General features: G+C 62.9%; 23 protein-coding genes. 2 read left to right on the top strand and 21 right to left on the bottom strand.

Features of this window, described 5'->3' with window-relative positions; genetic code table 11:
- Positions 1 to 34: 34 nt before the first annotated feature.
- Genes A8V01_RS28370 through A8V01_RS23590 form a run of 11 tightly spaced genes read right to left on the bottom strand, consistent with a single transcriptional unit; the run spans position 35 to position 10,582 of the window.
- Positions 35 to 325, bottom strand: a complete 291-nt coding sequence (locus A8V01_RS28370) for a hypothetical protein (protein WP_146037365.1) — start codon at positions 323 to 325, stop codon at positions 35 to 37.
- On the bottom strand, positions 322 to 1,509 hold the full coding sequence (locus tag A8V01_RS23635; protein WP_103098698.1) for a LamG domain-containing protein: 1,188 nt from the start codon (positions 1,507 to 1,509) through the stop codon (positions 322 to 324). Before A8V01_RS23635 ends, A8V01_RS28370 begins: the two co-directional genes overlap by 4 nt.
- Positions 1,510 to 1,523: 14 nt before the next feature.
- Positions 1,524 to 3,932: an FAD-dependent oxidoreductase gene (locus A8V01_RS23630; protein WP_103098697.1), complete on the bottom strand. Its 2,409-nt coding sequence runs from the start codon at positions 3,930 to 3,932 to the stop codon at positions 1,524 to 1,526.
- Positions 3,929 to 4,333 (bottom strand): hypothetical protein, encoded by a 405-nt coding sequence (locus tag A8V01_RS23625; protein ID WP_103098696.1) that lies wholly within the window; start codon positions 4,331 to 4,333, stop codon positions 3,929 to 3,931. Before A8V01_RS23625 ends, A8V01_RS23630 begins: the two co-directional genes overlap by 4 nt.
- A 9-nt stretch (positions 4,334 to 4,342) precedes the next feature.
- Entirely contained in the window at positions 4,343 to 4,606 is a 264-nt protein-coding gene (locus A8V01_RS23620) for a hypothetical protein (RefSeq protein WP_103098695.1), read from the bottom strand.
- A complete protein-coding gene (locus A8V01_RS23615; protein WP_146037364.1) occupies positions 4,607 to 6,235 on the bottom strand; it encodes a phage tail protein in 1,629 nt (542 codons plus the stop codon).
- Complete coding sequence (locus A8V01_RS23610; protein WP_146037363.1) at positions 6,235 to 6,633, bottom strand: DUF6950 family protein; 399 nt, start codon at positions 6,631 to 6,633, stop codon at positions 6,235 to 6,237. Before A8V01_RS23610 ends, A8V01_RS23615 begins: the two co-directional genes overlap by 1 nt.
- Positions 6,630 to 7,145, bottom strand: coding sequence for a hypothetical protein (locus tag A8V01_RS23605; RefSeq protein WP_103098692.1), 516 nt, complete (start codon positions 7,143 to 7,145; stop codon positions 6,630 to 6,632). Before A8V01_RS23605 ends, A8V01_RS23610 begins: the two co-directional genes overlap by 4 nt.
- A 40-nt stretch (positions 7,146 to 7,185) precedes the next feature.
- Entirely contained in the window at positions 7,186 to 7,794 is a 609-nt protein-coding gene (locus tag A8V01_RS23600) for a hypothetical protein (RefSeq protein WP_103098691.1), read from the bottom strand.
- Entirely contained in the window at positions 7,791 to 10,145 is a 2,355-nt protein-coding gene (locus A8V01_RS23595) for a phage tail length tape measure family protein (RefSeq protein ID WP_103098690.1), read from the bottom strand. Before A8V01_RS23595 ends, A8V01_RS23600 begins: the two co-directional genes overlap by 4 nt.
- A complete protein-coding gene (locus tag A8V01_RS23590; RefSeq protein ID WP_103098689.1) occupies positions 10,142 to 10,582 on the bottom strand; it encodes an HK97-gp10 family putative phage morphogenesis protein in 441 nt (146 codons plus the stop codon). The genes A8V01_RS23595 and A8V01_RS23590 overlap by 4 nt, the downstream gene beginning before the upstream one ends.
- Positions 10,583 to 10,653: 71 nt before the next feature.
- On the opposite strand from A8V01_RS23590, the gene A8V01_RS23585 reads away from it, so the two are divergent.
- Together A8V01_RS23585 and A8V01_RS28790 are read left to right on the top strand one after the other, a co-directional pair.
- The gene (locus A8V01_RS23585) at positions 10,654 to 10,941 is read left to right on the top strand and encodes a hypothetical protein (protein WP_146037362.1); all 288 of its coding nucleotides are present in this window, start codon (positions 10,654 to 10,656) and stop codon (positions 10,939 to 10,941) included.
- A 143-nt stretch (positions 10,942 to 11,084) separates the two neighbouring features.
- Entirely contained in the window at positions 11,085 to 11,255 is a 171-nt protein-coding gene (locus A8V01_RS28790) for a hypothetical protein (protein WP_170066037.1), read from the top strand.
- On the opposite strand, the gene A8V01_RS23580 is transcribed toward A8V01_RS28790, so the two are convergent.
- The 10 genes from A8V01_RS23580 to A8V01_RS23535 all read right to left on the bottom strand — a co-directional run bounded on the left by A8V01_RS23580 (position 11,252) and on the right by A8V01_RS23535 (position 19,428).
- Complete coding sequence (locus A8V01_RS23580) at positions 11,252 to 11,602, bottom strand: hypothetical protein (RefSeq protein ID WP_103098687.1); 351 nt, start codon at positions 11,600 to 11,602, stop codon at positions 11,252 to 11,254. The two genes, A8V01_RS28790 and A8V01_RS23580, sit on opposite strands and share 4 nt — an antisense overlap.
- Positions 11,602 to 12,036: a hypothetical protein gene (locus A8V01_RS23575; protein ID WP_103098686.1), complete on the bottom strand. Its 435-nt coding sequence runs from the start codon at positions 12,034 to 12,036 to the stop codon at positions 11,602 to 11,604. The genes A8V01_RS23580 and A8V01_RS23575 overlap by 1 nt, the downstream gene beginning before the upstream one ends.
- 6 nt (positions 12,037 to 12,042) lie before the next feature.
- Positions 12,043 to 12,441 (bottom strand): tail completion protein gp17, encoded by a 399-nt coding sequence (gp17, locus tag A8V01_RS23570; RefSeq protein ID WP_103098685.1) that lies wholly within the window; start codon positions 12,439 to 12,441, stop codon positions 12,043 to 12,045.
- Positions 12,441 to 12,800 carry a phage head completion protein gene (locus A8V01_RS23565; RefSeq protein ID WP_146037361.1) on the bottom strand — a complete coding sequence of 120 codons (360 nt, stop codon included), beginning with the start codon at positions 12,798 to 12,800 and terminating at the stop codon, positions 12,441 to 12,443. The genes gp17 and A8V01_RS23565 overlap by 1 nt, the downstream gene beginning before the upstream one ends.
- Positions 12,770 to 13,351 (bottom strand): head-tail connector protein, encoded by a 582-nt coding sequence (locus A8V01_RS23560; RefSeq protein ID WP_103098683.1) that lies wholly within the window; start codon positions 13,349 to 13,351, stop codon positions 12,770 to 12,772. The genes A8V01_RS23565 and A8V01_RS23560 overlap by 31 nt, the downstream gene beginning before the upstream one ends.
- Positions 13,352 to 13,370: 19 nt before the next feature.
- Positions 13,371 to 13,814, bottom strand: a complete 444-nt coding sequence (locus A8V01_RS29040) for a hypothetical protein (protein WP_211295130.1) — start codon at positions 13,812 to 13,814, stop codon at positions 13,371 to 13,373.
- Positions 13,815 to 13,902: 88 nt separating this feature from the next.
- Positions 13,903 to 15,363, bottom strand: coding sequence for a phage major capsid protein (locus tag A8V01_RS23550; RefSeq protein ID WP_103098682.1), 1,461 nt, complete (start codon positions 15,361 to 15,363; stop codon positions 13,903 to 13,905).
- A 15-nt stretch (positions 15,364 to 15,378) separates the two neighbouring features.
- Complete coding sequence (locus tag A8V01_RS23545) at positions 15,379 to 16,386, bottom strand: head maturation protease, ClpP-related (RefSeq protein ID WP_103098681.1); 1,008 nt, start codon at positions 16,384 to 16,386, stop codon at positions 15,379 to 15,381.
- Positions 16,379 to 17,539 carry a phage portal protein gene (locus tag A8V01_RS23540; RefSeq protein ID WP_103098680.1) on the bottom strand — a complete coding sequence of 387 codons (1,161 nt, stop codon included), beginning with the start codon at positions 17,537 to 17,539 and terminating at the stop codon, positions 16,379 to 16,381. The genes A8V01_RS23545 and A8V01_RS23540 overlap by 8 nt, the downstream gene beginning before the upstream one ends.
- Positions 17,540 to 17,664: 125 nt before the next feature.
- Positions 17,665 to 19,428 (bottom strand): terminase large subunit domain-containing protein, encoded by a 1,764-nt coding sequence (locus A8V01_RS23535; protein ID WP_103098679.1) that lies wholly within the window; start codon positions 19,426 to 19,428, stop codon positions 17,665 to 17,667.
- Between the last annotated feature and the right edge of the window lie 4 nt (positions 19,429 to 19,432).

Below are 19,432 nucleotides of genomic sequence, written 5' to 3'. Positions count from 1 at the left end.
ACCAGCCCCGGCTTCCAGATGTCGAGCACCCGTCTCATGGATTGAGCCAGCGCGTTTTACTGGATTGGGGATGCAACTCGTCCGCAATCTCGAGGTACACCAGACCCCGCCGATCGGCATGGGCGCTTCCGGCCCCTTGTCGGATCGCATTCATGCCCTTCGACCTAAGGTGTTCCGCGACCACTTCGAGTGCGGCATCGGCGGCGAGCATACGGACATGATTATCCGGCAGCACCTCAGATTGATCACACTCGCCAAACCACTTGGCACCTAAGGCATTTGCTATAAGGCGCTTGACGTCGAACGTCTCCTTTCCCGCACTCATGCCGACACCAGCCCCGGCTTCCAGATGTCCAGCACCCGGTTCATGATGGTCTGGCGCAGGGAAGCATTGGCCGCCGCTGCCAAGTCGGCGAGAACCACGATGGGCTCACCCACGTCGCCGCAGAAGCCACCGGTCGGCCCGCTGCCGGGAAGGCCCGCTGCGCCCACGCGCAGACGCTTCGCCCCGACAGTCGCGTTGACCCGGACGAACGAACCGGCAGTCGCCGTTGCAACAAGCTGCCCGTCTACCCAGAGCGTGGGCTGACCGTTCTCGACGGGAATGGTGAGCATCGCGACATGCCACTGGCCATCGCGGTAATCGACGGTGCTGGAGATGCGCTTGGGATCGCCCTCATAGTAGGCGCTGAGGGCGCCGGCGGTCAGGTAAGTCTCGGTGCTGTCGTGGACGCGCAGGCCCCAGTACCGCGCGTTGGCGACGGTATCGCGGATCGTCGCCTGATTGAGCTGCGCGCCAAACAGGAAGCCGCCCGAGTTTGGCTGTGCGTTCGGGCCAGTCGGCAACGGGCAGCGAAACGGGACCGCGAGAGAGAACGGCGCGTTGCCGTTTGGGATGATCGGCGCGATGGGATTGAGTTCCAGCGCGCCATTGTCGGCCACGAAGGCAGCCGCAAGGGTCGCACCGGTCCCGCTGCCACTGGTGGCCGTCTGAGACAGCAGGCCGGTTGGCTGCGACGTGAAGGCGCCGGGATTCGTGATCGTGAAGTTGCCCTGACCCGATACACCGGAAAATGCTCCAGTCGATCCGGTGTAGGTCAGCACCACACCGTTCTGCAGCGTCACCGTGTCACCGGCGGCATAGCCTGAGCCGGTGGCACGCGTGGTGACGCTGGCAAGCGTGTTCGTCACGCGCTCCAGCGTCTCCCCGGCATGGTTGGTGCCGTAGCCGAACCGCAGGAACTCGCGATCGAGGGCGTCATCGTGGAGCATGGCCGGGGCCTTCTTGCCCGCGGCAGGTGCGAAAGCCTGAAGGTCGAGGCTCGATTTCCACATGAACGGCAGCACCGAGCCATCGGCGACACCTTCCATTGCGCCGCGGCTTCCCGGCCACCAGCCCGAGATGATGCCGCTCTTGAGCAGGGCGACCTCGACCGGATCGATGACGGCGCGCGGCACCTTTTCGTTGCTGGATTCGGAGGCGTTGAAGAAGACGGTAGCAGCGGCCATGAGAACGCTTCCTTTCAGTGAATAATGGAGCCGAGCGCGACGAGGCGCTGTTGCAGGAGGGCGATGGGCATGTCCTCGGCACGGCGGCCGGGGTTATCGACGAGCCATGCAGCGATCTCGCCAGCGGCTTCACCGCACACGCCGTAGGCCATTTCGAGGCGGCCGGGCGCCCATGCGCCGTGCGTCATCGAGGCGCAGACCGGGACGACCAGGTTGGCGATCTTGAACTGCTCGTGCGGCAAGATCATCTCGACCGGGATTTCATAGGCCGCCGTGTGGTCGGTGACGTTGGCAGGCGTACCTTCCTCGCGCAGACGATCGGTGTAGAGCACCCCGGCGCCGACATTCAGCTTGCGGGTCAGCTGAATCGCGTGAACGTCCCAGGTGTAGGCCCATTTGCCGATGCTGGTCGCCTTGGTGGGCGTGCCGCCAAGGTTTGCGTCAAGCTGGTCGAAGTACGTGACGGTGACCTTGCCGATCATGCGGCGTGTCTCGCGAACGTAGCACCATTCCGGCCAGCCCGCGCCGAACTGCGAATACTGGAATTCGTCTGCGGGAAGGCCGAGCGGTCCCATCGCCCCGGTATTGTCGGGAGTGGTGGTGTCGTTCCAGTCGGCCTGCATGTAGCCGAGGCCGTAGTTCAGGGCCTCCGGGTCGTTCGCGATCCCCCACATCGCACTCTGCTGATAAAGCACGTGCTGTTCGACGATCTCGCGACGGCGCTTCCAACTGGCTTCGGAATAGTCGGCGCTGAAATTGAGCGCGTCCATTGCGTTCCAGTTGACCTTCTTGCCCGCCGTGAACTCCTGGTATCCGTAGGAGCCGCCGCCCCTGCAAATCTTCCAGCTCTGGTGCGTGCTGGGACGGCCCTGCCGGTCATTCGCCAGCTTCTGCGCCAGTGTCGCCCAGAACCGGATATCGTAACCGTAAGGCTTGATCAGCGGCATGTAGTTTGCCGGATCGCGGGTGAGCGAGAGGCGGAAGTTGTAGGCCTGCACGAGCTTGTCGCCCTGGCCGGTCGTCTGCAGCGGATCGGGCACGATGATCGGAAGCGGCAGCGCCTGCACTTCATCGAGCGTAGGAACGCCGATGGTGCCGGTGTACTGCTGGAAGCCGACGCCCCCACCCTGGTCGGGACCGTAGTTGGCGGGGATGCCCTGCGGCTGCACGCCAGCATTGGGCTCACCCGTCTCGGCGAAGGATTCACGGCCGTAGCGGTAGCCGTTCCTTCCCATCACCGCAGCGGCAAGGTCCATCTCATAGCTGGCGTCGATGAAAGAGCGGCCGGTGATATAACCGACGGCGGTGAACACGCCGACGATGTTTCGCCAGCCATCGGCGCGCGTGCTCGCCATGAAGCACATCGGGCCTTCAAGCTGGATGTTCGTCACCGACATTGCCGCATATCGGTCGAGCAGCTCCTGCGTCACGCGCGATGCCGTCTTGGCCTGAGGGCGGTGGCGGTTCTCGAAGCCGTCGATCTCGCCGATGCGGGCGAAGTAGAGGCTGCTGGTGACGCCGCCCACTACGGTTTCGGGAGTGACGCCGCCTGACGGCTTGTCGACGCCGCACAGGCCGTTGGCGGTCATGCCGCCAAAGATGCGATAGGGCTCAAGAACGCAGACGCGCTTACCGCGAAGCGAGGCACGAATGAGCGAGGTCAGGCCCGCGAGACACGAGCCGTAGATCACGACATCGAAATCCAGCGGCCCTTCGGAAATCGACTGCCACCGGCCGTTGCGATCGACGCCGTAAGCCCTGCCGCTCTGGCCGGAAATCGACGCCGGGCGTTGATCGGCCATCAGCGTGGTCACAACCGCGTTCTCCGGCAGGCCGGGAACCCAGATGCCGTCAGGATAGGTGTTATCCTTGTCGGTCAGCACCCGCGCCAGCGAGGCGTTGCGATAGGTGTACTGGATGTTCCGGTTGTCGGTCATCGTCTCGATGCGCTGATCGGCAAACACCGTGATGCTGCTGACCGTCAGATCGGGCTGGCCCGGCACCCATACGCCCGCGCTGGCGATGAACATCCGGCTGCGGATATCGGCAGCAGCAGCGTCGGCGTCCAAGGCGTACTGGCGCGAATCCTGACTGTCGAGGTTGCCCACCCGCAGCATCACGCCGCCGACATTGAGATAAGCGCCCGCGTTCGGGATCATCTCGCCTACAGTAGCCGCAGTGCCGTCAAGGCGCACTTCGCCCGCTACTGCTGCATGGGTGCCGGTGTCATCAGCCTTGACCACAGTGCGATCGCCGTCGCTGGTCTGCGGGGTGAAGGTGATCAGGTCGGCGCGGGTTTCGAAGCCGGCGCGCAGCGTAGTTGCCAGCTTGGCATCCTCGATCGTTGCCAGGTCGCTGCCGGTCAGGCCCGGCCCGCGCAGGCCCGCGACAACGAAGGTCATCTGGGTCGTAAGACGGCTCATGTGGCGTCAACTCCGGCATAGAGGACAAATTCGCCGCTCAGCAGGCTGTCCTGCATGGCGTCGGCGTAGGTGATCTTGATCTCCTGGGCGAAGGTCTGCGCATCGCCCGGATCGGGCTGGTTCTGACCCGGCATTGCCGCGAGCGCGGCCTTTTCGATCACGGGGAAAACGGTCAGCCTGCGCCAGTCCGCATATTCCGGCTCGGATGCGCGGGGGTGAGCCGCATCTTCAAACTCGATGGCAGCATCGGCCACTAGCGGATCGCCTGCCGCGCCGGGGTACAGGCGCACCTGCATGGAGATCGTGGCGCCATCGAGCGGCAGGGCCTCGCCACGATAGTCAAAGTTCAGGGTCGGCGCGAAATCGATGTTTCGCGCCGCGTAGAGCGTCTGGATCGGCATGGATCGTCCTCAGGCGATGGCGGTTATGATGCCGCCTACGGTCGTGATGGTGATGCCGCCCACGGTATGATCGCCGTCCGCGATCGGCGTGGCCGCAGCGATGGCGGTCAGGTTGGGGGCGGACGCCTGCTTGCCGGCGATCTCGTCGCCCAGATCTTCCGTCGCGCCATACAGCTCGGTGAAGTTGGCGTTGATCTTGCTGCCCGCCGTGCGCAGATCATCGCCGGTGCCGTCGTTTGCCGAGGCACCGATGTCGATATCCTGTCTGGCCATTTACGCCTCGTCGAAGGTGAAGGTGGTGGTGTCGAAGGTGACGACGCTGCTGTCGAAGGTTTCGCCGCCCGCCCATGCATCGCCATCGGCCTCTCCGGGCGGGATCAGCGTCGGCGGAGGCGGCGCGGTGCCGGTCATGGCCAGCGCCAGCGCATGCTTGGCGGTCGTCTCGCTCTCGAAAGTCAGCGTGACGGTGGCGGTGGCGATATCCTTGCTGATCGCGGCAACCACCAACAGATGATCAAGGCCGGTTTCGGGGTCCGTCAGGTGGTAGGCCTCGCCAAGCCGGGCATACCAGAGCCGCGGCTTGAGCGGGTAGGACACGCCGGTCAGTTCGCGTCGGGCGAACAACTCGTATCCGCCCAGCTGCGCGGCCTGGTCCTTGTCGGTCACCAGCTCGCACAGCAGCTCCTCTTCCTTCTCCTCGCCCGCGTCGATGTCTACATAGGACTGGATTCGGATGGCTTTAGACTGGACGTATTCCCATTTGTTGGCCTCGGATCGATACTTCGGCACGATCGTGTTGATGCGGTCCTTGTAGGTCCGGGTGCCGGGCGCCACGCGCTCACCATCCGCGAAGTCCTCGACCGTGATCGTGTCCAGCGCCACCTTGGGCGACTGGAACCGCACCGACAGCAATCCGCCGGAAATCACCGGTACTGCCGCGCCTGCGGCGCAGATCCGCTTCAGGTTGTCCCAGGTGCTGATGCCGGGGCCATCGTACACATGGCCGTCGCAGTTCCATCCATTCGCTTCGCAGGTATTGGCAAATGCCACCCACTGCGGCCAGTCGAAGTCATCGAACGGAAAGCCGCAGCCGTTCACGCGCATCGTCTGTGCGCCCGTGGCCGGATCGATCGCGAAGCGTCCGCGCGCGTAAGTGATGGCGTTCAGCGCAACATTGCGGTCGAAGGTGAACGTGTCCTCATCGTCAAACCGGTGCGTACCTTCCCCGCCTGGATACGTGCTGTCGCTGCGCGGATCGTATACCCGGGCGAAGCGGCCAATGATGCCGAATGCCGGGATGCCGTTGGCCCATACCTTGTTCTTCCGGTCGAACCGGAAGCTGATCATGCTCGCAGCCATGCCGGACAGTTTATAGGCCGCGCCCCAGTCCGGCATCGCGCCCCATGGGCCAGTCAGGGCCACAGGCTCGGGCCGCTGCCCCAGCTGGTGATGGGCATAGAGCCAGCTGTTGTAGTACCCCAGCGCCGAAGTGCCGCTGAAGGGGACCGTCTGCCAGTCCATCTGGAAGCTTTCGATCCCGTCGATCGGTCCGCCGCCGCTCCACACAAAGGCTTTCGACAGATACGGGTTGCGCGTCTTGCCGACCTTGCCGCCATATCCCACGTCGTGCAGCTGGCTCCCGGCGTAGAAGCATCGGCCCATGCCGTAGGGGATTGGCTGGTTCGCCCCGATAGACACCTGGTTCACGCTGCCCTGCATTCCCGGCTTCTTGACCAGCAGCTGCGATCCGACAGATGCGGCTGCAGAAACTGCCGTCGCCACGGCCGTGACGGTGGATGCCGTGGAGGCGGAAACGCCCACAGCGGTGCCCACGCCCGGCAGGGCGAACGTCAAAGCAACCACACCCGCGATCATGCCGACAGTGCGAAGGGCTTTCGACATCAGGCCCTCCACGCCGCCTTGATGTCGAACGGCACGAAATTTATCATTTCGTCACTCCCTTCGGCCCAGCCAATGAGCTTGTGGCCGACGCAGATCATTCCGCACTCAAGACTATCGGTCCCGTCCAGTATGGCGATGTCGCCCGGCAGCATGCGGGCGTAGGGGATTCTCGGCAGGAAGGTATCCAGTACGGCGCTGATGCCGCCGGTCTGGATCATCGCTCGGCGCGCACCGATCGCGGATCGGTAGCGCGGCAGCGCCGGTGGCTTGTGCCCCATTTGCAGAAGATGAAAACGGATCATGCGCGCGCAGTCGGCGGTGACGTAATCCAGCGTACGCCCGCGATACTTCGCAAGCGTCGTTTCCAGCGCCACGCGGCGCGCTTCAAGGTCGATCATGAATTTGGCGTCGCCGCGCCCCAAGCGGTCGAACGGGGCATACCCGTGGCGTTCGACATGCCAAGTTCTCCGGGGTAGCAGGATTGATGGAAACGGTCGCTCAGCGCATTGCCGCGAAGCACCATGAACAGCCGCTTGGCGGCGCTTTCAAACTCGATATCGACCGCGCGCGAACCCTTGGATGCCTTTACCGTCACGGTGTCGATCGAAAGGTCGGCCGTCAGATCGGGGGTGCCGGTCACCCGCCCCGTCATCGGGTCGTACTCGCCCAGCCAGAAACGCAGGCGCGAACCCTGATACGCCGGGTTCGCCAGCGCTGCTCCTGCCGATGCCGATGGCGGCAGGAACGTCAGCTTGCCGCCGGGGGCCTCATCGCCGGTCTTCTCCTCGAATGTCTCGGCCTGACCGATGGTGCCGAAGATTTCGTCGAAGCACTCGTAGAGATCGTCACCCCAGTACAGGAACCCGCCGTCGCACATGCGCACGTCGCGGTCCGGCAACTCGATTTTCATCAACGCTACGATGTGCAGAATTCGTCCGGTGAATGCCACGTCAGCGGCTTTCGCGAATCTCGAACGACACCGTCGTGTTGCGTTCCAAAGCAAGCTCCCAGCTGACTGGGTTCCCCATAATGAAGCCCTCGATCATAGGCTTTGCAACGTGCAACACCGCACCATCCGGGGCCGGTTTACGCAACATCTGGGTGAGCCGAATAGTGACTTTGCCTGCGGCATCAGCGATGGCGGTCTCGGCTACAAAGTCGAAGTAATGTTGACCGGCGATCTCAAGGCTGATCGGCTGCCCTTCACAGAAGGCATAGTTCGGTTGCAGGTTCCTGATTGCGAGCAGCTTGCCAGCCTGGCCCGCACCATCCACCTCTACCGCAGATCCGTCCGCTCGGTTCGGCGTGCCCGGGTAGAAGTCGAGGAGCGGATACGGCATCCGCCCGCCCTCCTGCAGAGCTTTGAGCAGGCGATTGACCCAAATACGGCCATCCCTGTCGTTCTTGAGTTTCGGAAGCGTGAAGGAAACGGCGTAGCGATTGCCCAGCTGGTTGATCCGTTGCGTTTCCGCACCAGCAGCTCCCTCCTGAAACCCGCCGAAATCTAGGACGCGCGGGGTCGCTCCATTCGGTGCCGGATGTTCAGGAAGCAGGATCATGGGATGGACCTGCTCTGCTTACGCGAAAGGGCGACCTGGGCGCCGGTTGATCCCGCAACTGCGGCGCGCGATGCCATGGGCGCCGCTACACCAAATGCCCGCCCATCGACAGCGTCCCAGAATTCGTCGGAGGGTAGCGTGTAGTAGTTGTTCACCTGCCGCATTCCACCGCCCAAGCTCGCAAGGTCATCATTGGCGACGACCTGCCCTGAGCGATCTGGCCACATGACCTCCGGGCCTTCTTCACCAACAAGGTATGGCAGGCCGGCCCGAACCGGACCGCCGTTTGCGCGCGCGCCAGCAAGCGATATGCCGCCGATCGCACTGAAATCGTAGGAGCCTGCTCCACTTATCGCGGTGCTGTTGAGGGTAGATCCAGCAAGTCCCAGAACGCTTCCGAACAGGCTACCGACTCCGCCCATAAGACTTTTCTGAAGCTGCAGTCTGATGAGATCCGCAAGCATCTGCTTCAACACGTTCTGCGCTACGTCACCAAGGCTCTCGAAGTTGACGATGGCGTCGGCCAGCTGATCGTTAAAGGCGGTCAGGCCGTTGACCTCGATATCCTCGATTGCGTCGTTGATGTTCGCCGCAGACGCCCGAAGGTTGTACTGGTACCGCTGCATCGGCGACATGTTCTGCAAGGAGTTCTGACGGCGCTGCGCTTCCTGTTGGCTTGCGAGCTCGGCGCGCGCCTTATCCGCATCAGCTATGTCGCCGTTGGCAATCGCTTGATCGAGGAGGTTGCGCTGGATCTGCTGCTGAAGCTCAAGCGCCCGCGCTTCCAGTTTCGCCCTCTCACGAGAATTTGGTTCAATGTCAGCCCACGCGCGAAGCGTCTCCGCCTGGCGGGACAGCATGTCGTTGGCGATACGTCCCTCCTCCTCCGCCAGCTTCTGGTTGAGCGCCGTGCCATAAAGCGAGGGGGTCACCTCGATGCTTCCATCAGCATTGACCTTCCGCGAGCCGTACAGACGTTCGATATAGTCTTTCTGGGCAGTTTTCTGGGCTGCGGTAAAATCCTTGTTCGCATCGATCTCGCGAATGCGGCTTTCCTTCTCCGCCGCCAGCAGGTCGTAGGACAAAGAGGCGCGATCCTCAGCACTCTTTGCCAGATCCAGCTTGGCGCGCAGCTCTTCCACATTAAGCCGGTCGATCTCTTGCGCTTGTTGCGCAGCGATCTCAGCATCCGTCTTACCGGCCTTCTTCCTGGGCTTCTTCGCCTTGGCATCCTCGCGCAGAGAGGGATCGAGCACGCCATCTTTCAGTGATTTCTCGATCTTCGACGCGACCTCCTGCTTACCCGGATATGAAACGCCATCGGCGATCGCTTGCAGGAACTCCTGCTTGGTCACGGCCAAGCCGTTGAAGTCGAGGCCCTCCGCCTTGCGGGCGGCCGTCAGGCTATCGATCTTACCGCCCTGGAATTCTGCCAGCAGCTTACGCGCAGCGCTATTACGCTCCATCGCGCCGGACACATCGAAACCGAGCGCGCCAACAACCTTCTGACCCGTGGAGAGACCGAGGTTGCCCATCTGGAAATTACGGAAGGTTGATTCGGAGCTCGCCTTCTCCGCATCCGCTTGCGCCCGCAGGTTGATCGCCATCAGCTGTGCGTTCAGTCGCAGCATCTCGTTCTGGTTTTTCAACTTGCCGGTGGTCAGGTCGAACATCTCGCCCAGGACGGACTGGGCATCGGCAAGCCCGTTGGATGCCAGCTCGACATCCTTCATCGCGTCCTCTGTCTCCATCAGCTTGGGGAGAAGAGCTGCCAGCACGATCGCACCAGACGTGATGGCCAGGCCCCACGGCCCGGCCATGAAGGCGCCAAACCTGCCGGCGCCAGTGGACATGAGCGAGATTGCCTGAGTGACCTGCCCGGCCTGCGATGTGAAAATCTGCATAGGCTTCGCGCCCATGGCCCACATGGTGACAATATCATTCAGCTGGAACTGCAGCTGCTGCATACCGGCCTGCACTTGGCCATTCGTTTCGCGTACACCGCTGCCCGCTGACCGATAGGCGGCAACGGCGCCCTTCATACCGGTGATGAACTGCGCTTGGCTTATCGCGCCCAGCTTGTAGGATTCCTGCAGGATCTTCACCTGCTGCCGGTAACCAGCCAGCGCCGTGCCCGTAGGGTCCAGCGAAGCACGCAGGGTGCTCACCTGCCTGGCAAACTCGCTCGTGCTAAGCCCCGCGCTTTTCGCAGCAGTCTTGATCTCATTGAAGTTGGCCTTGAACCCACTGGTTGCGGACGCGAGCCTTTTCTGCGAATCAGCGAGCCCACTGACGAAGCGCGCGGAATTGATTGTCAGGTCCGCATTAAGCGAACCAACCTTGGCGTTCATAGCTTCTTCGCTTTCCGCTTAGCCGCCCGTTCGGCCGCGCGCGAGACGACCGACCAGACATTGTCGATGACGTAGTCGAGGGCGCCACGCGCTTTCGCTTCGAAGGCAGGACGAAAGAACGGGAACGCGCGCGCGCGCAGCGACCCAAACTCCAGCGGCACGGCTTTTCGGTTGGCCGTGCCCAGATACACGCGAACGCCACCCTTGGGTTCTTCAGCCATCGCGCGACGCGCGGTCGACGTTAGGTTGGTGCCGATGACAATTGACTCGCGCAACGCACCTTCGTCGTAAGGAGCCAGCTCCTTCGCCATTTGCTGCATCGGCTCCAAAGCATCGACTGCTATCTGTCGCAGGACGCGCCGCTCCGTGCTCAGGGACAATTCGGCGAGCACCTCGTCGATGTTACCGGTGAGCTCGAACTCGAAGACCTCCGTCATTGGGGCGCTCCAACAGGTACTCGACTCGTAAGCTCCGCGTATTTAGATCTGCGGCCTGCAGGGAGGAGACTTTGGATTTGATGATCGCTTTTGGATTGATCACGACGCTTTTTGCGGTCGTGGGCATGGCTATCGCCAGGGAGCGTGGCGTCGATATGCTTTCCGGATTCTGCCTTGGGCTCCTTTTGGGCCCATTCGGCCTGGTAGGCACCTATATGCTTGGTAGCACGGATGACCGGGACGAAGTCATGCTGAAGAAAGGGCAACGCGTCAGGTGCAACCAGTGCGCGGAACTTGCCCGTCCTGAGGCGGTGGTCTGCCCTTCTTGCCATCACGCGCTTGCACCTGCTGTGGAGTGACCGACCCGCCGCAGCGTCATCGGCACGCCTGCTGCGGCCATGCGGCGGAAAGCTTCATGCATATCGGCTCCGGACATTTTTTTAGGTTCGCGGGACAAATAATGGTCGACCGGCTTCAGGCCGCCCTTGCTCTGCGTTAGAGCATGGAAGACCGCAGTCATGTGGGCCTCGCGGATCCGTGTATCAGCTTCGCGCTGAAGCCGTTTCCGGACGCCGCGCATTGCCAACTGATAATGCCGCGGCGTTTGTCTCCAGAAGGCATCTGGCTGAAAACCCGCATCGCACCAAAGTACGAACAGATCTTCGATATTTAGGCGGCGTTCTGGCTCTCCGACGGTGCCTTCACCCCCTTTCCCTCCGTACTCGCGTCTGCCTGCGCGCCGAAATCGGTGACCAGCTCGATGACCTTGGAAATGATGGCCAGAGGCTTGATCTTGGCGACGATCGACAGCGCCTCGTCGGTTGTCATCGTAGGGTGGTCGGTGGTCGCAAGCGATTTGACCACCAAGGCGATCTTTGTGACCTTTCGGGGGACGCCATCTTCGGAGAAAAGATCGACACCAAGGTGCTCGCACATCGCGAGCCCGGCAAAGTCCAACCGTAGCGTGATTGGTTCGCCCTCTATGTCGAGGACCAGCTTCGCATCGATGGGCGCGACCATCAGGGGTTCGTCACTTCAGCGGGCGAGGCCTTCGTGGTCGGCTTCATGGTGATGTTGAAGCGGCGTTTGCTGTCGCCAGGGGTAAGGAACCGCAGGTCATAGAACAACGCCGAGCCGGCGACTTCGAACGTGTCGGCGCCCTGCTTCATGACGATGCGGTAAGGGACGGCGACTTCGGACGCGTCGGCGGCCTCCAGCTGCTCCGCCGAATTCGACCCAAGGACGTAATTGCCCGCGATTGTGAAGGTGGCGCCATCTTTCAGGGGCTGCTTCTTCCATTCCCGCACATCGACCGTGTCGAAGCTGCTGGTGTCATACAGCGCGGTGGTCAGGCTGGGCAACTCCGGGAGATCGTCGATTTCCGCGACACGTTCGAGGGTGCCCGCGACATTGAGGAAAAGCTGAGTGCCAAAGGCGGTGGTTACGTCGGACATTTCCGGTTACTCCGTTGTTCCGTGCCAGAAATTCAGGTCGATAAGCTGGCGATGTGTGTACTTGCCGGTGCCGTCATCGCCCCGGTCGGCAATCAGATTGATGTGGGCGCGGTCGAAACGGTGGCCGCTCATCTCGACTGCGGGCACAACGGCACCAATCACCGCCTCGCGTAGCTGAGCTGCCTGCAAACGGCTTGCTGCGTAGCAGTCGGTCTGGACACGGGTTTCCCAGAGCGAGTTGAACCCATCCAGGTGCTGATCGCGCATGTCGGCCAATATGGTGACAACGATGCAGGGCAGTTCGCCATCGGCAGGACGGATACCCCAATGGATTCGCTGAGCCACAAGCTCGTGCACACCGCTATCGCCTTCAAGGCGCTCGGTTAGGGCTTCCTCGAACAGCATCAGTGAGTTGCGCCGATAGCTGTGAATTCAAGCTCACCGCGGTTCACCGGTACGCCCGGCGCCACGATGTCCCAGTTGATGTCATTCCAGACAATGCGGTCTTTTGCGCTCAAGCTGCGGGTGCGCTCGTTGCTCAGGAACTGGAATGTTGCGGTTTGCTGAGACTGCATGGCGGCGCTTTCGCGCCGCTCAGAGCCGCGGCCCCAGATGACACGGCCCCATTCTTCGCCAAGCGGCTCCCAAAAGACCACATCCTCATTCAGCGAATTCTGCGTTGAAGTGTAGCGCTGGACCTTCACCAGCTTGTCGCGCTGTCCTGCCGGGCGCATCAGATCAGCACCCGGCGGAACGGTGAACACAGATGACGCACGCCGAACGGGACTTCGCCCATGGAGCCGCTGTCGACCACCGCTTCGCGATGCATCCACAGGTGCCCCAGGAACATCTTCGCGGCCATCAGCAGCGATTTCGGCGCGGCGCCGGCAGGATATCCTGCGCTGAACTCGATCGCCAGCGATCCGCCCACTCCACTCGGCCATCGGCCAGCGATGGCGGGCAGCACATCGCCGGAGGCGGCAACGCGATAGTCCCCCGGCACGCCCGTCACTTCCTGCCCGGCACCATCGCGCCACGTCATCGACGTGATCGCGGTGACGGGGGAGACGCTCAGCATCAGCGGGATGCTGGGGGCGCACGGAAATCCCCGGGCTTGCCACCGCAGGCCAGTCATGGGCCCGAGCCGCACGGCGCAATACCGTTCGATGAATTCGATCGCCGCGTCGCGCAGCACTTCGATCAGCTCGTCTTCATCGGAGCTGGTCACCCGCAGATGCTTCTTGCACTCCGCCAGCGGCAGCAGGGCCTCGCCGTATCCGTCCGGAAACGGCGTATGCAGCAGCTCGAAGATCATCTGCGGGTCCTACGGTCGCTCAGGCCTTGCCCTGATCAGCGAGGATCTTCTCGACCGCCTCCCGACCGCTGAGGGTCGGGTCATTGAAGTCGATGCGGTTCTGCACTTCGGTGGTGCCGCCGCGAGGATCGGCATCCACGGCGGGGTGCGACATATCCACGTCAGGGACGATCTGCTGCGGCGCCCCGCTGGTATCAATCGTTTCGGCCGCCGGGATGTTAGCTGCGACGGCTCCCGCGTCGGAAGCGAGGTTCGCGTGGGTCAGCGCGCCAGCGACGGTGCCGCCTGCCCGCTTTGCATCCGCCGCCGCGAGGGCAGCGTCGATAGCTTCCAGCGCGCCCTTACGGTTCTTGCCATCCTGCTCGGCCGCCTTCAGCTTCAGAAGGTCGTCGTGGCTCTTGCCGGGAAGTCCGGCCTTCACGTCGTCGATGCTGCCGTCGAGCAGCTTGATCAGGTCTTCCATGGTACTCTCCTTGGCTCTTCGAAGCGTCGGAGGACGGCGCTTCGAAGAGCCGGGCGAGCGCGAGGCCCGCCCGGTCAGGTGTTTCGGATTAGGCGCCGGTGCCGATCTTGATGATCTTCATCGAGTCCGGGTTCTTGACGCCGCCGCCGACACGCTTGGTGCAGTAGAAGCAGATGAACGGCTTGTTGGTGTAGGGATCGCGCAGGACGCGGAAGCCGATGCGGTCGATCACGAGGTACGTTTCGCGCATGTCGCCGAAAGCCAGCGCGAGGGCGTCCGCTGCGATGTTCGGCATGTCCGGCATGTCAACGACCGGATAGCCAGCAAGGGTCGACGGCTGGCCTGCGACGAACGTCGGCTGCCACAGGTAATTGCCCTGACCATCCTTGAGCTTGCGGACAGAGCCGAGCGAGGTACGGTTCGTGAAGAACTTCGCGTTGGGCGTGTAGATGGCCGGCAGCTTGTAGACGGTATCGATCACGGCGTCAGAAGCGATCGACGTGGCGCCCCCGCTGTTGAGCACCTCGATCGCACCCCAGGGGTGACGCGCAGCGGCCGTGCCGCCGGTGGCGTAATTCAGGAAACCGTGGGGCTTGTTGGTCCCGTCGCCCGCGACGAAGGCGATACCCTCCTGACGCGAGAACTCGGTATCGATCTCGCTGACCAGCCACTGGTCGAGATTGATCTCGGCATCGTCCAGCACATCCTGCGATGCCGCAGCATTCGCGTAGAGCTGACCAAGGCCGAAGGCCAGAGCGCTGAACTGCGGCGTGGCCGTGGCGGGACGCGATGCGGTCTCGCCGACCCACCCGCTACCGACCGCGCGGTCGGTGAACAGCTTGGTGAAGCCCGATTTGGAGATGTTGATGACGGTCGATTCGGCGCGCATCGGAGTGATGAGCTTGAGCCGTCCCGAGATCGTCCGATCCCATTCGACCGGGGTGAGCAGTCCGCCGTCTGCCGGGACGCCTTCGGACATGGCCGCGCGAGGACCCTGCTTCTGCTGTGCCGTCAGCTTCGCCTCATCGTCGCGACCGCCATTGCGCATGAACGATGCGAAGGTGTTGCTGTATTCCGGATCGACGGGCTGTGCAGACGGGCCGCCGTTGATGTTGGAGGCGGCGAGACGGGCGGCGTGGTCGTTCAGCGCAGTTTCGAGAGTGTTCAGCGTGCCGTTGATGGCGTCGAGCTTCGCCTGCACTTCCGCGCCATCGGCCTTGGCGCCAAGGTTTGCCTCGATCGTCTGCTTGAACTCGTTGTGCGCTCCCTGCAGCGCAGCGATCATAGCCTTCGGATCGCCGGAGACGTCAGCGCGGATGGTTGCGCCGACGAGAGCGCGCGGCATCGATGCCACGATCTCCGCGACCGTGGGCGAGGTGTCCAGCTCGCCGAACTGGCCAAGATCGGCAAGTACGTCGACGGGTCCGCGAGGGGCGAGCGTCGGAGCGGTAAGAGTGAGCACCGGCTTGGTCTGACCGAGCAGGGCACGGAACGGATGGGCGAGCACCGTCGCCACCGCCGCGAGGGCGGTTTTCGTACGATAATTCATGATGGCCTCTTGGTTTTAGCTGCGGAAGTCGTCGAGCAGAGCCTGCATGGCAGTCATCAGCTCGGGGTCGTTGCCGTCAGCGCCAGGCGTGTCGGCGGGATCAGGGGCAGCGCCAGGCGTGCCCTTGAGGCTTTTGATGCGGGCGCGCGCCTGGGCACGCGTCATTCCGCTGTTGACGAGGGTGAGCTCCATCGCCCGAACTTCGTTCGCTGCGACGTCGGCCGCCTTTGCGTTCTCGTCGACCTTCATCTGGTCAGCCGGCAGCAATTCGTCAGCGAAGCCGCGTTCGATCGCGAGGGAGCCCGAAAGCCACGTTTCGCTCGCCATCCACTTGGCACAATCAGCGACGTCCTGCCCGCTGCGGGCGGCGTAGACATCTGCCATGGCCTGGTCGAAGGGCGTCAGGAATTCAGCGACCTCGCGGAAGTCGTTTTGGTTTCCCGCTGCGACTACCCAGCAATTGTGGATCATTAGGAAGGATGCCGCGCCGATCTGGACGGTATCGCCGGCCATCGCGATCACCGACGCGGCCGATGCCGCCATGCCCATGATCTTCATCGTGATGGGGTGCGGGTGCTCGCGCAGGACGTTGTAGATCGCGAGACCTTCGAACATATCGCCGCCGCCGGAGTTGATCTGAACTTCCACGGGCCGATCGCCTATGGCGCGCAGCTGGGCGGAAACCCGCTTTGCGGTGATGCCACCGCCCGACCACCAATCTTCGCCGATGACGTCGAACATGGTGATCACGTTGTCACCCTGCTCAAGGGCAGCAGGTCGGAGCCCGGCGGCGTCTTCACCCCAGCGCTCCATGACGGGCAGGGGCGAGAAGGCCGAGACGCGGCGATCAGCAGGCACCGGCAGCGCGTTCGGCCGCTGGCGTGCCTGAATACCGCCAATGATCGAGCGGGGACGGCCAGCTGCCGGGGCGCCGGGAGGGGTGCCGGGAACAGGGCGCCCGTTGATCGTCTGAACGGAAGCGGGGCGAGAAGCCGGCACCGGCTTCGAAGGCTGGTCATTCATCGGCAGTTCCTTGCATCCATGCGGGTGTGTTGCCCCATGCCTCGGGGTTCATGTCCATCTTCTCGCGGGCCTCGTTGGCGACCATGAAGCCACCGGCGCCGGGGCCGCCGAGCGCCTTGGCGAAGAACTCGGCCTGATCCTTCAGAGAGCCGCGTAGAAGGGCCGCCTCATTGAATTTGGCGTACAGCGAAAGCCGCTCGCTTTCCGTCAGGAGCGAGTCCGCGATGGTCTCTTCCCAGGCATTGAACCACGGCAGCAGGCAATATGTGACGAGGAACAGACCCAGCTGTTCTATTCCGGTGCCCCAGCTGGTCTCGTCGAACATCAGCAAAGGCCGGGGCACGCCGGTATAGCGGCTGACCTCTTCGGCCTGGTGCTTGCGCTGCGAAAGGCCTTCCGCATCCTTGCCGGTTGCGCCGAATGGCTTAACCTGCATGCCTTCTTCGGCGACGACCCAGCGCCCTGCATTCTCGGTGCCGACGTACCGCTCTTCGAACTGCGCGCGCAGATTTAGCACCGCCTCTGGCGAGAGCGACTTGGGGTGCTCCAACACCCCTCCGACATACGCACCGTTGCGCAGCAGGCGTGCCGCCGCCTCATCGGTGACCTGAGCAAGGCCTAGTGCCTCGGCCGCCACCTTGAGCAGACCATCCCCGCAGATGCCATCGCTCGACCACGGTGCTCGCAGGTGGAAGATATCTTCCGCCTTGAAGATCCGCTGCGCGCCGTTCTTCGGCTGATACTCGTAGGCAAGCGTAAAGTCCGTATCGTCCAACACGGGCCGTATCCGTGCCGGATCAAGTGGCGCCAATGCCTGCGGCCCACGAACTCCGGGCACCTTGTAGGCGTAAGCATTTCCGCGAAGCAGAGCCCGGCCCTGCATGTAGCTTTTGAACTGGTAGGGCGTCTGCCACCTGTTCGGCTTTACGCGCAGCAGCCGCCAGATTGGATGGCTGTCGGCCTTTTCGATCTTGTCGCCAACCCGACGGTGCAGGTTCAACGGCAGCATGCCGATCGTCGAAGCGATCAGGTTGACGGCACGAAAGAACGTCGCATTCGAGAGCGCCGACTTTTCAGTGACGGTACGGCCTGCCGCGTTGGCGTATCCGCCGCGCATGAAATCCGGCAAGCCTTCTGCTTGCAGATCGAGCACCGAATATGCCTGCGGCGCCGGGGCAGCGGATCGTGAAGTCGCAGCGGACGACGAAACGCCGGTTGGGTTCCACTTCCTTTCCCGAGCGGCAGCCTCAGCCGACAGTCGGTAGCCGCCGACTATGCTCACAGGACAACCAGCCCCCGGCTTTCATAGACCGACGTCGAGTTGTCGTTCGCCGCGATCGGATTGAGCTCGAGCAGCTTGGTCGCGTTCAGACCAGCCATGAACGGGTCGATCTTGCCCGTCCCCTGGGTGTTCTTCACGATCATCACCGTTTGCCGTCCTAGCTCTTCCTTGGCGTTGCTGACGCACCACGCCATCATGGCCGACCCGTCGTGCAACGCGCCGGAGAATTTCAGTTTTCGGGCAAGGCCCACGATCGCCGACATCAGGCGGTAGCCTTGGCCCACGGAAACGACAGCCGGAGCCTCGAGTCCGATCTCCGCCAAGGCATCGACCAGATCGCTGACGCCCTGAGGGTCCAATCCAATCGCGCTCGTCTCGGGCAACAGGCCGCTTTCCTTCACCCGCTTGATGGTCTCCACGATTTCGCGGATGTCCTGCGGGCGTTCGTAATCCGCATCGTCCTCGCCCATCCCGTCATCCGGAATGGCTTCGTCACAGATGACCAGATCGCCTGCCTTCTGATAGTCGAGCAGCTGCGCGACGATTTCCTTGCGGCGCGCCAACACATCAGGCCAGCACCAGGCCTTGAACCAGTACAACCAGCGGCCAGTCCCGCGCTCGCGACCGGCAACGCATAGCCCGTAAAGATCGTCGAGGCCGCCGCCATCTACGCCCACCACGACAACCTCGCAGCGGGCAAGGAGGGTTTCCAGCGTCAACGTGGTGTCCGCGCGCATCTCCCAATAATCGGCCCCGCGCCAGCGGTCGCGCCGCAGTCGCATGCCGATCTCGACATTGAGGTGCTTGGCCAGGAAGATCTGCAGGCCTTCGCCTTCGCCGATCTGCTCCTTTGCCAACTCAGCCTTGAGCCATTCGACTGTTACCGACCGTTCAATATGAGGGTTGGTGACGTAGAAGAATGCCGGGTCCAGATACGTTTCCGCGTCCAGCAGCTCCAGCGGCCATTCGTAGAGCATCGCCATGGTGGCGGGATCGTCGATTACCCCGTCGCGCACGTCGCGGAAGTACGCCAGCTTGGACTTGAACACGCCAGATGGCGGCTCGTCTGAGTGCGTCGTGATGTAGAGCGTGAATGCTTCTGGCCGCGCGGAACCTCCGCCCAGCGCCTCGCGCAACATAGCCGCTGCCTTGGGCTTTTTGCCGAACAGCCACAGCTCCTCGATCAGCGTGATCGACGCCTTGCCGCCGGCGACCGTGTCGCTGTCCGCTGCGATAACCTTCAGCACGGCACCAGTGTCCAGATGCTTGATCTGGCGCTGATGCTCGACAACCTTCAGCACCACGGCCAAGTCTGGGTCAGCGCGCACCATGCCCATCGCAGGTTCGAAGCTGTTGTTGGCCACTTCCAGCGTCGGCGCCAGAATCTGCAGGATCGCATTCGGCCGCCAATTCACGATCAGCGCCGTCACCATGATGCCCGCCGCGATCATGGACTTGCCGTTTTTCTTGCTGATCAGGAGCATGAACTCCTTGATTAGCCGTTTGCCCGTCGCCGGATCTTCCGCGCCGAAGATCGCAGCGACCAGGTCGAACACGAACTGGTCGCAGACCTCGCCCAGCGTGGGGTGACGGTCACTTTCATTCTTCGGCAGATCAACGACCTGCAGCGACTTGAAGACGCCTAGCGCATCCTCGGCCTTGGTCGGGAATAAGGGCTCGCAGGGCACGAGACTTTCTCGCGCGACGATCCGTTCCCGCCAGTCCGTGCAGGCGGTGGACCATTTCAGCGCGGCGGCCATGGCG

The organism is Novosphingobium guangzhouense (assembly GCF_002896965.1).
GTDB lineage: Bacteria > Pseudomonadota > Alphaproteobacteria > Sphingomonadales > Sphingomonadaceae > Novosphingobium > Novosphingobium guangzhouense.
Note: the sequence above shows the minus strand (reverse complement) of the source record. Positions and strands in the feature narration are given on the sequence as shown.

What these genes read in the sequence shown, in the direction of transcription:
- A8V01_RS23550 (WP_103098682.1), bottom strand. Translation starts at nt 15,363, where the DNA reads ATGAATTATCGTACGAAAACCGCCCTCGCGGCGGTGGCGACGGTGCTC.
- gp17 (WP_103098685.1), bottom strand. Translation starts at nt 12,441, where the DNA reads ATGCTGTTCGAGGAAGCCCTAACCGAGCGCCTTGAAGGCGATAGCGGT.
- A8V01_RS23605 (WP_103098692.1), bottom strand. Translation starts at nt 7,145, where the DNA reads ATGAAAATCGAGTTGCCGGACCGCGACGTGCGCATGTGCGACGGCGGG.
- A8V01_RS23620 (WP_103098695.1), bottom strand. Translation starts at nt 4,606, where the DNA reads ATGGCCAGACAGGATATCGACATCGGTGCCTCGGCAAACGACGGCACC.
- A8V01_RS23635 (WP_103098698.1), bottom strand. Translation starts at nt 1,509, where the DNA reads ATGGCCGCTGCTACCGTCTTCTTCAACGCCTCCGAATCCAGCAACGAA.
- A8V01_RS23610 (WP_146037363.1), bottom strand. Translation starts at nt 6,633, where the DNA reads ATGATCGACCTTGAAGCGCGCCGCGTGGCGCTGGAAACGACGCTTGCG.
- A8V01_RS23615 (WP_146037364.1), bottom strand. Translation starts at nt 6,235, where the DNA reads ATGTCGAAAGCCCTTCGCACTGTCGGCATGATCGCGGGTGTGGTTGCT.
- A8V01_RS28790 (WP_170066037.1), top strand. Translation starts at nt 11,085, where the DNA reads ATGGAAGACCGCAGTCATGTGGGCCTCGCGGATCCGTGTATCAGCTTC.
- A8V01_RS29040 (WP_211295130.1), bottom strand. Translation starts at nt 13,814, where the DNA reads ATGGAAGACCTGATCAAGCTGCTCGACGGCAGCATCGACGACGTGAAG.
- A8V01_RS28370 (WP_146037365.1), bottom strand. Translation starts at nt 325, where the DNA reads ATGAGTGCGGGAAAGGAGACGTTCGACGTCAAGCGCCTTATAGCAAAT.
- A8V01_RS23600 (WP_103098691.1), bottom strand. Translation starts at nt 7,794, where the DNA reads ATGATCCTGCTTCCTGAACATCCGGCACCGAATGGAGCGACCCCGCGC.
- A8V01_RS23535 (WP_103098679.1), bottom strand. Translation starts at nt 19,428, where the DNA reads ATGGCCGCCGCGCTGAAATGGTCCACCGCCTGCACGGACTGGCGGGAA.
- A8V01_RS23560 (WP_103098683.1), bottom strand. Translation starts at nt 13,351, where the DNA reads ATGATCTTCGAGCTGCTGCATACGCCGTTTCCGGACGGATACGGCGAG.
- A8V01_RS23575 (WP_103098686.1), bottom strand. Translation starts at nt 12,036, where the DNA reads ATGTCCGACGTAACCACCGCCTTTGGCACTCAGCTTTTCCTCAATGTC.
- A8V01_RS23590 (WP_103098689.1), bottom strand. Translation starts at nt 10,582, where the DNA reads ATGACGGAGGTCTTCGAGTTCGAGCTCACCGGTAACATCGACGAGGTG.
- A8V01_RS23625 (WP_103098696.1), bottom strand. Translation starts at nt 4,333, where the DNA reads ATGCCGATCCAGACGCTCTACGCGGCGCGAAACATCGATTTCGCGCCG.
- A8V01_RS23545 (WP_103098681.1), bottom strand. Translation starts at nt 16,386, where the DNA reads ATGAATGACCAGCCTTCGAAGCCGGTGCCGGCTTCTCGCCCCGCTTCC.
- A8V01_RS23630 (WP_103098697.1), bottom strand. Translation starts at nt 3,932, where the DNA reads ATGAGCCGTCTTACGACCCAGATGACCTTCGTTGTCGCGGGCCTGCGC.
- A8V01_RS23595 (WP_103098690.1), bottom strand. Translation starts at nt 10,145, where the DNA reads ATGAACGCCAAGGTTGGTTCGCTTAATGCGGACCTGACAATCAATTCC.
- A8V01_RS23580 (WP_103098687.1), bottom strand. Translation starts at nt 11,602, where the DNA reads ATGGTCGCGCCCATCGATGCGAAGCTGGTCCTCGACATAGAGGGCGAA.